General features: G+C 54.6%; 14 protein-coding genes. 11 read left to right on the top strand and 3 right to left on the bottom strand.

Features of this window, described 5'->3' with window-relative positions:
- Positions 1-53: 53 nt before the first annotated feature.
- Both C0081_RS18825 and C0081_RS18820 read right to left on the bottom strand, forming a co-directional pair.
- Positions 54-755 carry a histidine utilization transcriptional repressor HutC gene (locus C0081_RS18825; RefSeq protein WP_101535397.1) on the bottom strand — a complete coding sequence of 234 codons (702 nt, stop codon included), beginning with the start codon at positions 753-755 and terminating at the stop codon, positions 54-56.
- A complete protein-coding gene (locus C0081_RS18820) occupies positions 752-2,131 on the bottom strand; it encodes a formimidoylglutamate deiminase (RefSeq protein WP_101535396.1) in 1,380 nt (459 codons plus the stop codon). Before C0081_RS18820 ends, C0081_RS18825 begins: the two co-directional genes overlap by 4 nt.
- Positions 2,132-2,307: 176 nt before the next feature.
- Here C0081_RS18820 and hutI point away from each other — a divergent pair, with 176 nt between their 5' ends.
- The 8 genes from hutI (at position 2,308) to C0081_RS18780 (ending at position 10,657) form a co-directional block, all read left to right on the top strand.
- Complete coding sequence (gene hutI / locus C0081_RS18815) at positions 2,308-3,474, top strand: imidazolonepropionase (RefSeq protein WP_210200568.1); 1,167 nt, start codon at positions 2,308-2,310, stop codon at positions 3,472-3,474.
- Positions 3,471-5,027 carry a histidine ammonia-lyase gene (gene hutH / locus C0081_RS18810; RefSeq protein WP_101535394.1) on the top strand — a complete coding sequence of 519 codons (1,557 nt, stop codon included), beginning with the start codon at positions 3,471-3,473 and terminating at the stop codon, positions 5,025-5,027. Before hutI ends, hutH begins: the two co-directional genes overlap by 4 nt.
- Positions 5,014-5,832 carry an N-formylglutamate deformylase gene (gene hutG, locus C0081_RS18805; RefSeq protein WP_101535393.1) on the top strand — a complete coding sequence of 273 codons (819 nt, stop codon included), beginning with the start codon at positions 5,014-5,016 and terminating at the stop codon, positions 5,830-5,832. Before hutH ends, hutG begins: the two co-directional genes overlap by 14 nt.
- A 9-nt stretch (positions 5,833-5,841) precedes the next feature.
- Positions 5,842-7,518: a urocanate hydratase gene (gene hutU / locus C0081_RS18800; protein ID WP_101535392.1), complete on the top strand. Its 1,677-nt coding sequence runs from the start codon at positions 5,842-5,844 to the stop codon at positions 7,516-7,518.
- 59 nt (positions 7,519-7,577) lie between these two features.
- Positions 7,578-8,396 carry a transporter substrate-binding domain-containing protein gene (locus C0081_RS18795; RefSeq protein WP_101535391.1) on the top strand — a complete coding sequence of 273 codons (819 nt, stop codon included), beginning with the start codon at positions 7,578-7,580 and terminating at the stop codon, positions 8,394-8,396.
- A gap of 81 nt (positions 8,397-8,477) precedes the next feature.
- Entirely contained in the window at positions 8,478-9,131 is a 654-nt protein-coding gene (locus tag C0081_RS18790; protein WP_101535390.1) for an amino acid ABC transporter permease, read from the top strand.
- A 7-nt stretch (positions 9,132-9,138) separates the two neighbouring features.
- Positions 9,139-9,798, top strand: coding sequence for an amino acid ABC transporter permease (locus tag C0081_RS18785; protein WP_101535389.1), 660 nt, complete (start codon positions 9,139-9,141; stop codon positions 9,796-9,798).
- A 31-nt stretch (positions 9,799-9,829) separates the two neighbouring features.
- Positions 9,830-10,657, top strand: coding sequence for an amino acid ABC transporter ATP-binding protein (locus tag C0081_RS18780; RefSeq protein ID WP_101535388.1), 828 nt, complete (start codon positions 9,830-9,832; stop codon positions 10,655-10,657).
- Between the two features lie 87 nt (positions 10,658-10,744).
- Here C0081_RS18780 and C0081_RS18775 read toward each other — a convergent pair whose 3' ends face one another.
- On the bottom strand, positions 10,745-11,653 hold the full coding sequence (locus C0081_RS18775) for a LysR family transcriptional regulator (protein WP_101535387.1): 909 nt from the start codon (positions 11,651-11,653) through the stop codon (positions 10,745-10,747).
- A 174-nt stretch (positions 11,654-11,827) separates the two neighbouring features.
- Here C0081_RS18775 and C0081_RS18770 point away from each other — a divergent pair, with 174 nt between their 5' ends.
- Genes C0081_RS18770 through C0081_RS18760 form a run of 3 tightly spaced genes read left to right on the top strand, consistent with a single transcriptional unit; the run spans position 11,828 to position 15,022 of the window.
- Positions 11,828-12,952: a BMP family ABC transporter substrate-binding protein gene (locus C0081_RS18770; RefSeq protein WP_101535386.1), complete on the top strand. Its 1,125-nt coding sequence runs from the start codon at positions 11,828-11,830 to the stop codon at positions 12,950-12,952.
- 7 nt (positions 12,953-12,959) lie between these two features.
- Complete coding sequence (locus C0081_RS18765; protein ID WP_101535385.1) at positions 12,960-14,099, top strand: ABC transporter permease; 1,140 nt, start codon at positions 12,960-12,962, stop codon at positions 14,097-14,099.
- Positions 14,096-15,022 (top strand): ABC transporter permease, encoded by a 927-nt coding sequence (locus C0081_RS18760; protein ID WP_101535384.1) that lies wholly within the window; start codon positions 14,096-14,098, stop codon positions 15,020-15,022. Before C0081_RS18765 ends, C0081_RS18760 begins: the two co-directional genes overlap by 4 nt.
- Position 15,023: the final 1 nt, after the last annotated feature.

Raw genomic sequence — 15,023 nt, 5'->3', positions numbered from 1 at the left:
ACCAACTCCTGCGCTTTTAGAAGCGCAGGAAGCATCCCAATATACCCAATGCATCAAAAACTGGTACGCATGCGATAGCCGGGCATATAAACCAAGCGCACATGCGTAATGGGCTGATCCTGATTCCATGTGCTGCGTTCTGTCGCAAACAGCGCACTTCCTTCAGCAATGTCAAAATTCCGCGCCAGTTTGGCGTCGGCTTGTGTGGCAAAAAAGCTCAATTCCCCTCCCGAATAGGGCGCATTTTGCACCAGCCACTCATTGATGCTGATGCTATCCAGATCCAAAGCATCAAAGGATGGAACAGCAGCAAGGGAAGTGTACCGCTCTTCAAAGATGAAAGGACGGTTGTCAGAAAAATGCATCGTCTCGGTATAAAGCAATGTGGTGTCTTCTGACACACGAAAGGCCCCTGACAAAAAGGCTGGCAGCGAGCGCTTGACCCGTTGCAATATCGTATGGCGATACAGCGCGCCCTTGGCTTCCACCTCTTCGCGGATAATCGGAATGGTCAAAATGGCTTTGTGTGGCGGATTAATCGCAATGCGCGTTCCCGCCTTGCGTTTGCGCGTCACAATGCCTGCGCTGGCCAACTCGCGCAAAGCCCGGTTGACGGTCGTTCTGGCACACTGAAACTCTTCGGCCAATTCGGACTCATTGGGTATCAATGAGCCCGGCTGCCATACGCGCTCATTGATCCGCCGGAGCAGTTCCTCGCGGATTTGCGTCCAACTGTTTGGCTCTTTTCCCGTCAAAATGCTTGCCTCAGCCTTCTCATCACCTGACCGTAGCGCGCCCGAATGGCATCACTTGATATGTGGGTTCCCTGTATAACCAAATGCCGCCCCGCAGACCAGACATCCGTTATCATTCTATCGTCACCGGCAAAAATCCAGGTATCAAGGATCTCGTCGCCTTTGCTGCCATCCAGCGTCACGTCCGAACTATCCAGCGCCATCAGATCGGCCAATTGCCCTTCGGCAATCACTCCGCTCTGTCTGCCTGCAGCCTGCGCACCACCAAGGGCAACCGCATCAAACAAAACCCGCCCCGTGGACTGGCTGTCCGTTGCGACCGTAGCACGACAGCGATCCCGCAAGCGTTGCGAATATTCCAGCGTTCGCAATTCTTCGGTTAAAGAAATACGAACATTGGAGTCAGAGCCGACCCCGATCCGCCCCTTGGCGCCCAAATAGCGCACGCCATTAAAAATCCCGTCCCCGAGGCTGGATTCGGTAATCGGACAGAGCCCTGCCACCGCCCCCGTCGCAGCCAAAGCATCGGTCTCAAAGTCATTCATCTGTGTACAGTGGATCAAACACCAATTGTCAGCGACCGGATGGCGATCCAAGAGCCATTCCACCGGCCGTTTGCCATAGGCGGCGTGGACTTCTTCCACTTCTTTCACTTGCTCGGCCAGATGCATGTGCAACGGCCCCGATCCGGCAAGCTCCACACAGTCTGCCAAGGCCTCAATGGAGACAGCCCTTAAGGAATGAGGCGCGACACCGATGGTACAGTCCGCGGGCAATGTCGCGACCATCGCGCTTGCGCCCTCATGCAGACGGGCAAATTGATCAAAATTGTTACCAAAGCGAATTTGACCTGCGCCAAGCGGTCGATGATCACACCCGCCATATTCATAAAGAACCGGCAACAGCGTTAGGCCAATGCCGCTGGTAACTGTCGCAGCACCAATGCGATCAGATAATTCACACAAATTGTCATAGGCAGCACCAGATGGCTGATGGTGGACATAATGAAACTCGGCATTACAGGCATACCCTGCCTCCAACATTTCCATTTGCACAAATGCAGCAATGGCTTCGATATCATCAGGGGTCAGAATGTCGAGGAACCGATACATGATCTGTCGCCATGTCCAAAAGGTATCGCGCGGCTCCGGTCCACGCCGCTCGCTCATCCCCGCCATGGCGCGCTGAAAGGCATGACTATGCAGATTGGTTGGTGCTGGCAACAGAATTCCGACGCGCGCAACATCCCCCTCGACCGTCGCCACATCAACATTATCCTGAATGGTTTGGATCACACCGGCATCATCAACAGACACCAAAACATCATCCTGCCAACCACGTGAGATCAGCGCCTTTTCTGCATAAATTTTCATCATACTTCTACTTCCAACATTATCCGCCCCAACATTGCCTTACTAAGCGGCAATTTTAGCCCAATTCGCGTTGACAGTCCAATTATTATGTGCATGTATATTCCCATATAACACGATTTAATCAAGCGCGGATCAGCCCTGTGACACATTTTCTTTTTAAAAATGCCACGCTGGCAACGATGCAAAGCGGCACCGAGCCCTATGGTTTGGTTGTCGATGGAGCCCTTGCCATAGAACATGGCATGATCGTCTATTGCGGCCCTGCCGATGCTCTACCCGATGCGTACAAAACATGGCCAGACCGTGATCTGGGCGGCGCTGTGGTGACTCCCGCCCTGATAGATTGCCACACCCATGTGGTGTTTGGTGGCAACCGCGCTCGTGAGTTTGAAATGCGCCTCCAAGGGGCCAGCTATGAAGAAATCGCCCGCGCTGGGGGAGGCATCGTCTCAACAGTGACCGCGACCCGTGCCGCAAGTGAAGAAGACTTGCTTACCTCGGCGCTCCCCCGTGTCGATGCCCTGTTGGCAGAAGGCGTCACGACGCTGGAAATCAAATCCGGTTATGGTCTTGATGGCGCGTCTGAATTGCGCATGTTGCGCGTGGCCAAACGCATTGCCCAAGTGCGCAATGTTACGGTCCGCACCACCTATTTGGGTGCGCACGCCATTCCCGCCGAGTATAAAGACCAACCCGACGCCTATCTTGATGAAGTTTGCCTGCCGACTTTGGAGCAAGCCCACGCTGAGGGACTTGTTGATGCCGTTGACGGCTTTTGTGAGGGCATCGCCTTTTCTCCCGATCAGATCAAAAGGGTGTTTGAAAAAGCCAAGGCGCTCGGCCTACCGGTAAAACTGCACGCTGAGCAATTGTCCAATCTGGGCGGCTCTGTTTTGGCGGCTGAATATAACGCTTTATCGTCTGATCATCTGGAATATCTGGACGAAGCTGGCGTTGAGGCCATGGCAAAATCGGGCACCGTCGCGGTTTTGCTGCCCGGCGCCTTTTATACCCTGCATGAGACACAATTCCCGCCGGTTAAGCTGTTGCGCACGCACAAGGTACCCATCGCCATTGCCACCGATTGCAACCCCGGCACCTCCCCACTGACATCTTTGCTGTTGACCATGAATATGGCCTGCACACTGTTCCGCATGACACCGCAAGAAGCGTTAGCAGGGGTCACATGCAACGCAGCGCGCGCCTTGGGTCTGACAGATCGCGGTATATTGCAACAAGGCATGCGCGCGGATCTGGCCATTTGGGCTATCGACCATCCCGCTGAGCTGTCCTATCGCATCGGCTTTAATCCTTTAAAAGAACGCATTGTAGGAGGGGCAATATGACCCTTGCGCCATTGATCCCGGGGAATGTAGACCTCAAAACCCTTGAAGCAATTTATCGCGACAGCCTTGCCGTCACCATTGATCGCGCGGCCAAAGCGGACGTTGATAAAGCCGAAGACCGTGTCCGCCAGGCCGCCGCAGGCAGCGAAGCGGTTTACGGCGTCAACACTGGCTTTGGAAAATTGGCCAGTGTCAAAATCGCGCCGGAAGACACCGCCACTTTGCAGCGCAATCTCATCCTGTCCCACTGTTGTGGGGTTGGCGAAGAAATGGATGAAGCCACCGTGCGTCTGGTGATGACGCTCAAGCTCATGTCCCTTGCCCGCGGGGCATCCGGTGTGCGTTGGGTCGTCCTGGAATTGATTGAAAATTGCCTTGCAAAAGGCGTTACCCCCATCATTCCTGCACAGGGTTCGGTTGGTGCTTCCGGTGATTTGGCTCCCTTGGCCCACATGACCGCAGTACTGATCGGAGAAGGGGAAGCAAGCTTCGCTGGTGAGCGTATGTCCGGAAAAGAGGCCTTGCAGCGCGCGGGATTAACACCCGTGACGCTCGGCCCGAAAGAAGGACTAGGCCTCATCAATGGCACGCAGGTCTCCACTGCCTTTGCCTTGGTTGGTCTGTTCGAAGCCCGCCGCATGGCCGAAGCATGTTTGGTCACAGCCAGTCTTTCCACGGATGCCATCATGGGCTCAACCGCCCCTCTTCTACCAGAGATCCATGCGCTACGCGGCCATCGCGGCCAGATTGATGCAGCAGCGGCCATGCGTGGCCTGATGGAAGGTTCGGAAATTCGCGAAAGCCACCGGGAGAGCGACAGCCGCGTGCAAGATCCCTATTGCATCCGCTGCCAGCCGCAAGTGGTGGGTGCCTGTATCGACATGATCCGCATGGCAGCAACGACACTGGAAATCGAGGCCAATGCAGCCACGGACAACCCGCTTGTTTTGATCGAAGAAGACCGCATTGTCTCGGGCGGCAACTTCCATGCAGAACCGGTTGCTTTTGCCGCAGACCAGCTGGCTCTGGCCATCGCCGAAATAGGCGCCATTGCACAGCGTCGCGTGGCCTTGATGGTCGACCCGACATTGTCCTACGATCTTCCACCCTTCTTGGCCAAAAACCCTGGCCTCAATTCCGGCTTGATGATCGCCGAAGTGACAACAGCTGCCTTGATGAGCGAAAACAAACATCTGGCCAATCCCTGTTCAACAGACTCGACCCCGACCAGCGCCAATCAGGAAGACCATGTTTCTATGGCCGCCCACGGCGCACGCCGTCTCAAACGCATGACAGACAATCTCGCCAATATTCTGGGCGTTGAACTGCTGTGTGGAGCACTTGGCGTCGAACACCGCGCTCCTCTCAAAACAAGCCAGCCCTTACAGCATGCGATAACAAGGCTCCGCCAAGAAGTATCCGCGCTAGAAACGGACCGCTATTTGGCACCAGACCTCAAAGCAGCTTGCGAACTGATCGCCAGCCGCGCTTTGTTGGATGCAGTGACCACCGATCATCTTGTTGGCATCGAGGTATCCCATGCAGCCTGTTGAAATCATCCAAGGCAACAGTCCCATTGTGCTGGGGCTTCCTCATACGGGCACCCACATACCCGATGAGATATTGGCGACACTGAACGACACCGGCAAAATTTTGGCAGACACCGATTGGCACGTAGATCGGCTCTACAGCGGCCTGTTGCCCGGCGCCACGATGGTATGCGCTAACTTCCATCGCTATGTCATCGATGCCAACCGGGCACCTTCGGACGAGTCGCTCTATCCGGGCCAAAACACCACCGGCCTTTGCCCAACCACAGACTTTGACGGTCGCCCTATTTATCTGGACGGCAAAGAGCCAACAGCACAAGACATCGAAGCCAGACGATTGGCATGGCACGCCCCCTATCATGCAGCATTGGCTGCTGAGTTAGAACGCGTCAAGACCATCCACGGCATAGCCATTCTCTATGACTGCCATTCGATCCGGTCCCATATCCCCTTTTTGTTTGAAGGCAAATTGCCCGATTTCAACATCGGCACCAATAACACCACCACCTGCGATGCACGCATTGAACAAGCCGTATTGGCCCGCGCCAAACGCGCCAGTGGCTATACCGCCATACTGAATGGCCGTTTTAAAGGAGGCTGGACCACACGTCACTATGGCAAGCCTCAAAACAATGTGCATGCCATCCAAATGGAACTGGCGCAGGACACGCACCTGACCACAGAAACACCACCCTTTGCCTATGATCTACAAAAATCCGATGCTTTGCGGGCGCATCTCGCCGCAATTCTCAGTGACTTGCAAAATTTGGCAAAAAGCTTGCCCAAAACAGACAACAACACTTTCTAGGAGGCCGTAATGGTTGACCGCCGTCACAACACTCGCGATATTTTCCCTCCGACCGGTACGGAACTGAATGCCAAATCATGGCTGACAGAAGCACCCTTGCGGATGCTGATGAACAATCTGCATCCCGATGTTGCAGAACGACCGCATGAACTGGTCGTCTATGGCGGCATTGGTCGCGCCGCACGCACATGGCAGGATTTTGATCTGATTGTTGAAGCGCTGAAACAGTTGGAAGACACCGAAACCCTGCTTGTTCAGTCCGGCAAGCCCGTTGGCGTCTTCAAAACCCACAAAGATGCCCCCCGCGTTCTGATCGCCAACTCCAACCTCGTGCCCCACTGGGCCAATTGGGACCATTTCAACGAATTGGATAAAAAGGGTTTGGCCATGTATGGCCAGATGACGGCTGGTTCTTGGATCTATATCGGAACACAGGGCATTGTACAGGGCACTTATGAAACATTCGCCGAGGCTGGTCGCCAGCATTTTGGCGGAGACCTGACAGGCAAATGGATCTTGACCGGCGGTCTTGGCGGCATGGGCGGCGCACAGCCACTGGCCGCCGTCATGGCAGGTGCCTGTTGCCTCGCCGTTGAATGCGATGAGAGCCGCATCGATTTTCGTCTGCGCACCGGCTATGTCGATGAAAAAGCAACATCGCTCGACCAAGCGCTCGATATGATTGACCGCTGGACAAAAGCGGGCGAAGCAAAATCCGTTGGTTTGCTGGGCAATGCGGCAGACATCTTCCCCGAGCTGGTAAAACGTGGTGTTAAACCTGACATTGTTACCGACCAGACATCGGCCCACGATCCTATCAACGGCTACCTGCCCAAGGGCTGGACCATGGGGCAATGGACCGAAAAACGCGAAAGCGATCCCAAAGCCGTCGAAAAAGCGGCCCGTGCCTCCATGCGCGAGCAAGTGGAAGCCATGGTCGCCTTTTGGGACATGGGTATTCCGACACTGGACTATGGCAACAACATTCGTCAGGTCGCCAAGGATGCCGGTTTTGAAAATGCCTTCGCTTTCCCCGGCTTTGTCCCTGCCTACATTCGCCCCCTGTTTTGCAAGGGCATCGGCCCGTTCCGCTGGGCGGCGCTGTCTGGCGATCCGGAAGATATTTACAAGACCGACGCCAAGGTCAAAGAGCTCATTCCCGATGATCCGCATCTGCACAAATGGCTGGATATGGCCCGTGACCGCATCGCCTTTCAGGGCCTGCCTGCCCGCATTTGCTGGGTTGGTCTGGGCCAGCGTCATCGCCTTGGTCTGGCCTTCAATGAAATGGTCCGCACTGGCGAGCTAAAAGCCCCTGTGGTGATCGGCCGCGATCATCTGGACAGCGGCTCTGTCGCATCGCCAAACCGCGAAACCGAATCCATGAAAGATGGCTCGGACGCAGTGTCTGATTGGCCCCTGCTCAATGCCCTGCTCAATTGCGCATCTGGAGCAACTTGGGTATCGTTGCATCATGGCGGCGGGGTCGGCATGGGCTTTTCACAACACTCAGGCATGGTTATTTGCGCTGATGGCACGAAAGATGCAGATGAACGCATTGGTCGCGTCCTGTGGAATGATCCGGCAACCGGCGTAATGCGCCACGCAGATGCCGGATATGACCTTGCCATTGACTGTGCAAAAGAGAATCATTTGAACCTTCCGGGAATTTTGATCAAAGAATAAATAAAATAAAAAAAACTACCTTCCTTCACCTTTCCAACATCTATCGGAGAACAGTCGCTATGAAATCCAACATCCTATCCTTCATCGCCGCCGCTGGTATCGGCCTTGGTCTGGCTAGCACGGCTCAGGCAGATCTCTTGTCTGACATCAAGGCAAAGGGCAAAATTGTCGCTGCCACCGAGATGCATTATGCGCCGTTTGACATTCTCAAGGATGGTGAATATCAAGGCATTTGCTATGATCTCTTCACCGAAGTTGCTAAAGAATTAGGCGTTGAAGTCGAATTTCTCGACCTGCCATGGCAGTCGATTCTGCCCGGCTTGGAAGCTGGCAAATTCGATATTGTCAATGCACCCGTCACCATCACTGCCGAACGCATGAAGCGCTACAGCTTCACTTTGCCAATCGGCAATGCAACCGTAGCACTGGCCAAAAAAGCCGGCGACACCAGCATCAGCAAACCTGAAGACATTGCAGGCAAAGCGGTTGGTTCCCAAAAAGGCTCCGCGCAGTTGGCACAGTTGAAAGCCTTCTCCGAAACACTGGCTTCACCTGCCGATGTGCGTGAATATGTGAATATCGACGAAGCCCTCGCCGATATGGCAGCCGGCCGCATCCAGGCTGTTGCCAACTCCATGCCTTTGATGGGCTATGCTGCTGTTCAGCGTCCAGGCCTGTTCGAAATGGTTATGCCTCCGTTCGGCGACCCCAAATACTTCGGTTGGGTTGCTCCTGCGGGTGAAGACAGCGCATCTCTGGTTGCTGCGATCAACAAAGCGATCCTGAAAATGCACGAAGATGGCCGTTTGACTGCCATCAACGAAAAATGGCTTGGTACGGCTCCTGAATTGCCAACCACCATGCCTGCTGTTAAGTAAGGCGTCAGGCGCGTCCGAAGACGGAGTCTTTCGGGCGCGCCCTACTTCTCCGGCCTTCCTCCCACTACGGAGATTGCACAGATGAGCTTTTCGTTCGACACCATTTGGCAGAATCTGCCCTATATGTTGACAGCGGCCCGCTGGACGATCCTTATTTCAGTTGCAGGCATGGCCATCAGTCTGATCTGGGGCACATTCCTGTGTGCAGCCAGACTATCCCAAGGCGCGATTACGCGTCGGGCAGCGATGGTCTATATCAGCTTTTTTCGCGGCGTACCTTTGCTGGTACAGCTGTTGATGTTCTACTACATGCTGCCTTTCATCGGTCTTGACCTCCCTGCCATTCAAGCTGCCATTCTTGCAGTGGGCCTGTGTTCAGCCGCCTATACCGCAGAAATCCTGCGAGGCGCGATCCAGTCTATTCCTGCAGGTCAGACCGAAGCCGCCGAAGCTCTGGGTATCCCGAGATTTTCTCTTTGGCGCCGTATTCTGGTGCCACAAGCGGTGCGTATCGGCCTACCGTCTCTGGTTAATGAGTTGATCTTGCTGGTCAAAGTCTCTTCACTGGCCTCTGTGGTTGGTATTGGGGAGCTAACCCGCATCTCTCAAAACATCACAGGGCAAACCTACCGGCCGCTGGAAATTTACCTTGCGGCTGCCGCAATCTATTTCATCATCAACTGGATCCTGTCCGTTATGGGCCGATTGGTTGAAAAGAAACTTCAGGTCGGATAGGTGCGTTATGGAATTTGATCTATTCATTCGCTATGGCCCTGCCCTGCTGACAGGGTTTGGTGTCACCATACTATGCTGGCTTGTTGGGTCGATGGGTGGGGTCGTCGTTGGCTTTGTGCTGGCGTGTCTCAACCGCTGGGGTCCACGTCCCTTGAGCTGGCTGATCTATGCCTATGTCGAGGTAATCCGCGGCACTCCCTTTATGATTCAGCTCTTCATCCTCTATTATGGCGGCCCTTATGTTGGCTTGGTGCTGTCTCCCATTCAGGCGGGCATTCTGAGCTTCATTGTATATGGCAGCCCCTATTTTGCCGAAATTTTCCGCAGCGGTTTCAATGCGGTGCCAAAAGGCCAAATTGAAGCGGCACGCTGTGTTGGCTTGTCTGAAAAACGCATTCTATGGCGTGTTATCCTGCCCCAAATGCTGGTGCCGATCACAGCACCACTCACCAATTTCTTCATCATTCTGACCAAGGAAACAGCCATTTTATCAGTCGTGACTGTGCCTGAGCTGCTTTATGAAACCCAAACGATGGCAGCGGAAACCTTCACCTTTGTGGAGCCGTTTCTCGTCTTGTCGCTGTTTTATTGGCTCATGGTGGTGGGCGCAAGTTGGCTTGGCTCCAAGGTCGAAGCTCGGGTCACACGCCACCTAAAACGCGCCTGATGATTTAAATTCCATTGCAAGCGAGAACCTGATGTCCAACCAGCAAGCAACCAACGGCAGCACCGAAGACACGCCAAGTGATGCAATCATCTCGGTGCGAAAAATGAGCAAACGCTTTGATGACTTTGAGGCGCTGAGCAATATCACCCTTGATGTAAACCGCTCTGAAGTTTTGTGTCTGATAGGCCCGTCCGGCTCGGGCAAAAGCACGCTTTTACGATGTCTGAATTTCCTTGAGGCCTATGATGGCGGCGAGGTCCGGCTGGATGGTGAATTGATCGGTTGGAAAGACACCATAAGCAATCCGCGCAGACCCCTCTCGAATGACAAATTGCGCACCCAGCGCCAGCATATTGGCATGGTGTTCCAGCATTTCCATCTCTGGCCCCATATGAGCGCTCTGGACAATGTCGCCGAGGCTCTTGTGAGTGTCAAAGGCCTGTCTCGAAGCGAAGGCCGCGACAAAGCCCGAGAGGCTTTGGCCAAAGTACACCTGTCCGATAAAGCCGACAATTATCCCGCCAACCTATCCGGCGGACAGCAACAACGCGTCGCCATAGCACGAGCCATTGCAATGGAACCCCGTGTGATGTTGTTTGACGAGCCGACTTCTGCGCTTGATCCCGAACTGGTCGGCGAAGTTCTAACCGTCATGAAAGAAATGGCTGCCGAGGGCATGACGATGGTGGTCGTGACCCACGAAATGGGCTTTGCCGCCCATGTGGCCGACCGCGTGGCCTTTCTGGACAGTGGCCGTCTAGTCACCTGCGTGCCACCAGCCGAGCTTTTCGGTCAAGAGCCTGACGATCCTCGGGTGAGAACTTTCTTGCAGACCTATCGCGAGCGCAACGTGGTCTAACCGTTCACGCTGACCGAGGGCCGCAACAATCTCGGCCCTCAAAGATAGAAAGAATACCTAGTGGATTGGAACGTCGGTATCACACCACTAGGTCACCTCATATTCAGCGGCAAAAGCGCTCGACAGTTGGGCCGCAAAGCGCGCTGCTGCCACGGGCAGCGTCCGGCCCTTCAGTTGCCCCATATACAAAACCCCAGCCGGAACATCCCTTGTATCCATCGGGCAGGACACCAATTCGCCTTGCATTTTTTCAGCGGATAGGCCAATCGGGATTTGAAAAGAGATCAAATGCTCTGAGGCCGCATAGTGGCGCAAAAAATCAAAGCTGTCTGATTCGATATCCGGCACCAACGTCTGAGAACTGCTCAAAGCCGCATGTTCAAGCAGATGCCGCACACCATAAGGCAATGTCGGCAACGCAATCGGATAGGCCAGACAGTCACTCATACGCAAAACCTGCTGCCGCGCCAGTGGATGGTCCGCCGCCATCACGGCATGCACCGGCTGTTTGACGCTGATAATGGTGTGAAATTCAGCCATCCGCACAGGTTCGAATACAATCGCAATATCGGCCATATGATCAGTCAACGCCTGCTCCGCAGCGGCCCGATCGCGCACATTCACCCCGAATGTCACATTGGGGTGGTCAACACGATACTGGGATATTTGCGCAGGCAAAAAATAGGGCACCATCGCCTGACTGCACGCAATCGAAACATGTCCACGGCGAACGCCAGACAAATCTGCAATCTGTGATTTCACCCGATCCATATCACTGAGTTGGTTTCTGATATGGTGGATCAGGATTTCCCCCGCACTATTGAGCCGCACGCCCCTCGGCAGTCTTTCAAAAATCGGGGCACCCAGCTCCTCCTCAAAGGCCAAAATACGCCGATTGAGAGCAGTTGATGTGATGGAAAGGGCCTCTGCGGCCTGCCTGATTGAACCCGCTCTTGCCACCATATCCAAGTAACGCGCCGTCGTCAGATATCGCATGTCCGCTCCTACTGCTGCATTTTTTGCATCGTTCTTGCCAATTATTAGCACAAGACATGCCCGCTTTCATCTGAAAGTCTAACAAAAAGACAATATGAACTAACCGAACAGGCAAGGATACGGCGCAACACCAATCAAGCTCGCCGATCCCAATCGCAATCCAGGAGCAAAATCATGAGCAAAGACCGGACCTTGAATCGCCGAAGTTTCCTCAAATCCAGCGCAGGCCTGATGGGCGTAGCCGCAGCGGGCAGCTTCTTGCCAATGTCCATAGCCCACGCTGCATCCCTCACCGTGGGCTTCATTTATGTCGGCCCCAAAGATGACTTCGGCTACAATCAGGCCCATGCAGAAGGCGCCGCCGCCGTCAAAACCATCGAAGGCGTGACGGTGGTAGAAGAAGAGAATGTGCCAGAGACTGTCGATGTGCAAAAATCGATGGAAAGCATGATCAATTTTGATGGTGCGGGCCTGATGTTCCCAACATCCTTTGGCTATTTTGATCCCCATGTTGTCACCGTTGCCAAAAAATACAAAGACGTGCGCTTTGAGCATTGCGGTGGCCTGTGGAACGCTGACAAACACCCAACCAACGCCGGTTCCTATTTTGGCTACATCGGCATGGGTCAATATCTCAACGGCATCGCCGCAGCCCACGCCACCAAAACCAAAAAAATCGGCTTTGTGGCTGCCAAACCAATCCCTCAGGTTCTGCTCAACATCAACTCCTTCCTCCTTGGCGCTCGTTCGGTTGATCCGTCCATCACCTGTCAGGTCATCTTCACCGGCGAATGGTCGATGGCGGTCAAAGAAGCCGAAGCCACCAATGCACTAGCCGATCAAGGCGTCGATGTCGTCACCTGCCATGTCGATGGCCCCAAAGTGGTGATGGAAACCGGTGCCGGTCGTGACATGTATCTGTGCGGCTACCACGCCAACCAGAGCCCACTGGCTCCGGAAAAATACCTCACCGGCGCGGAATGGAACTGGGCTTCCGTCTATACCGACATGGTCAAGAAACACATGGCTGGCGAGCCCATTGATAACTTCGTGCGTGGCGGACTGGCAGAAGGTTTTGTGAAAATGAGCCCCCTCGGCCCAGCTGTTAGCGACACCGCCCGCAATCAGTTTGAAGCGATCAAAGCCGACATCATGAAAGGTGGCTTCTCGGCCATCAAAGGCCCGCTGAAAGACAACAAAGGCAATGTCATTGCAGCCGCTGGCGAAAGCTATCTCGAAAATGACGTCAAACTGGAAAGCATGAATTATCTGGTTGAAGGCGTGATCGGATCGATCTGATAAATCCATGACAGTAAAAACCAGTAAAATAGTGTCAAATGTCGGCAGGGCGGGGACAAAGTCCACTGCCCCGCCAAACATCGGTGCGTTGATCCGGCGCTCTGAAGCAATAATGTTGCCGCTGGCAGCCTTGCTGGTTGGGCTCATCGGCTTCAGCATCTTTTTGTTGATGCTCGGCAAATCACCATTGGCCTTCTATGGCTATGTTTATCAGGCAGGATTTGGGTCTGTTTTCTCGTGGGAAAACACCCTGTCGCGCACCGCACCGCTGTTGCTCGCGGCATTGTGCGTCGCCCTGCCTGCCCGGCTTGGCCTTGTGGTCATTGGCGGTGAAGGTGCTATTGTTCTTGGCGGTTTGACCGCTGGTGTGGTGGGGGCATTGCTTCCCGGCCTCGGGCTCTTCGGCATGATCCTTATGGGTTTGGCTGGCGCCGTCGCTGGAGGCCTCTGGATCGGTGCCGTGGGGTGGCTGCGCACCAAACGCGGCGTCAACGAAACCATTGCCAGCCTTTTGATGGCCTATATCGCCATCGCCTTGTTCAACCATTTTGTCGAGAGCGTCTTTCGCGATCCTGACAGTCTCAACAAACCCTCCACCGCGCCACTGGAAGCCGCTTACCGTTTAGGCGAAATCCCAGGTTTCAGCGTCCATTGGGGTCTGATCATCGGCATCATCGCCTGTGTGATCTCATGGATATTGATTGATCGCACCACGTGGGGATTTGCCGCCCGCATTGTTGGCGGCAACGTCCGTGCCGCTCAAATTCAGGGTCTGCCAACGGGGCTTTTGATCGTAGGATTCACCGCTCTGGCCGGAGCTTTTGCAGGCATAGCAGGCATGATTGAAGTCAGCGCCGTGCATGGGTCTGCCAATGCGGCCCTGATCGCTGGCTACGGTTACACCGGCATTCTGATTGCTTTTCTGGCACGGCACAATCCGCTGGCAATCATCCCCGTTGCCATTCTATTGGCAGGTTTTGAAGCCTCAAGCGGCTTGGTGCAGAGACGTCTGGATCTACCTGACGCCACCATTCTGGTACTTCAGGGGTTTGTTTTCGTTGCCATTTTGCTTAGCGAATCCCTCGTCGGGCGGATCGATCTGTTTAAACCGGAAACATGGATTCGCACCAAGGAGGAACCATCATGAGCAGTGCTGATATCGGACTCTGGGGCGTTCCCATCGCAATCCTTGGCGGCGCTATCCGCGTCTCGACCCCGTTCATTTTTGTTTCCCTTGGCGAATGCCTGACCGAACGCTCGGGTCGCATCAATTTGGGCCTTGAAGGCACGCTGGTCTTTGGAGCCATGTCTGGATATGCCATCGCTTATGAAACCGGATCGGCATGGATGGGTGTGCTCGCAGCCGCTCTTGCCGGTATAATGTTTGGCTTGTTGCATGGCTGGATTTGCAAACTCCCAAAAGTCAATGACATCGCCGTCGGCATCGCCCTGATGATGTTCGGCATGGGTTTAGCGTTTTTCTTTGGCAAACCCTACATCCAGCCCGTGGCCCCTGACTTACCCTCCATCCCGCTTGGCTGGTGGACAGATACCCCCCAATTGGAAGCAGCCTTACGCGTCAATGTGCTGTTCATTGCCGGAGGCATTTTGGCCTTTGCAATGGCGTGGATGTTCAAAACCACCCGCATCGGCCTGATCATTCGCGTTGTCGGCGACAGCACCGATGCCGCCCGCGCCATGGGCCTGAACCCCGACCGCATCCGCCTATGGTCTACGGCGGCAGGTGGCGCATTGGCCGGTGTCGGCGGGGCTTATCTCTCGCTGTACTATCCGGGCAGCTGGAACGAAGGCATCTCATCCGGCCAGGGTTTGATGGCCGTCGCGCTGGTCATTTTTGCCCGCTGGAACCCCATCAACTGTTTCTGGGCCGCTCTATTGTTTGGTGGCGCGGGGGCCTTGGGGCCTGCCCTGCAATCGGTAGGCATTTCGCAAGGCTATTATCTTTTTTTCGCGGCACCCTATGTGCTGACATTGGGTCTTTTGATCGCCACAAGCTCCACGACGCAAGCCATCTCTGGTGCGCCGGATGAGCTAAGCATTACCAAATAGG

Origin of the sequence: Cohaesibacter celericrescens (assembly GCF_002866925.1) — a bacterium.
GTDB classification, from domain to species: domain Bacteria; phylum Pseudomonadota; class Alphaproteobacteria; order Rhizobiales; family Cohaesibacteraceae; genus Cohaesibacter; species Cohaesibacter celericrescens.
This window is presented reverse-complemented; position numbering and strand designations above follow the sequence as displayed.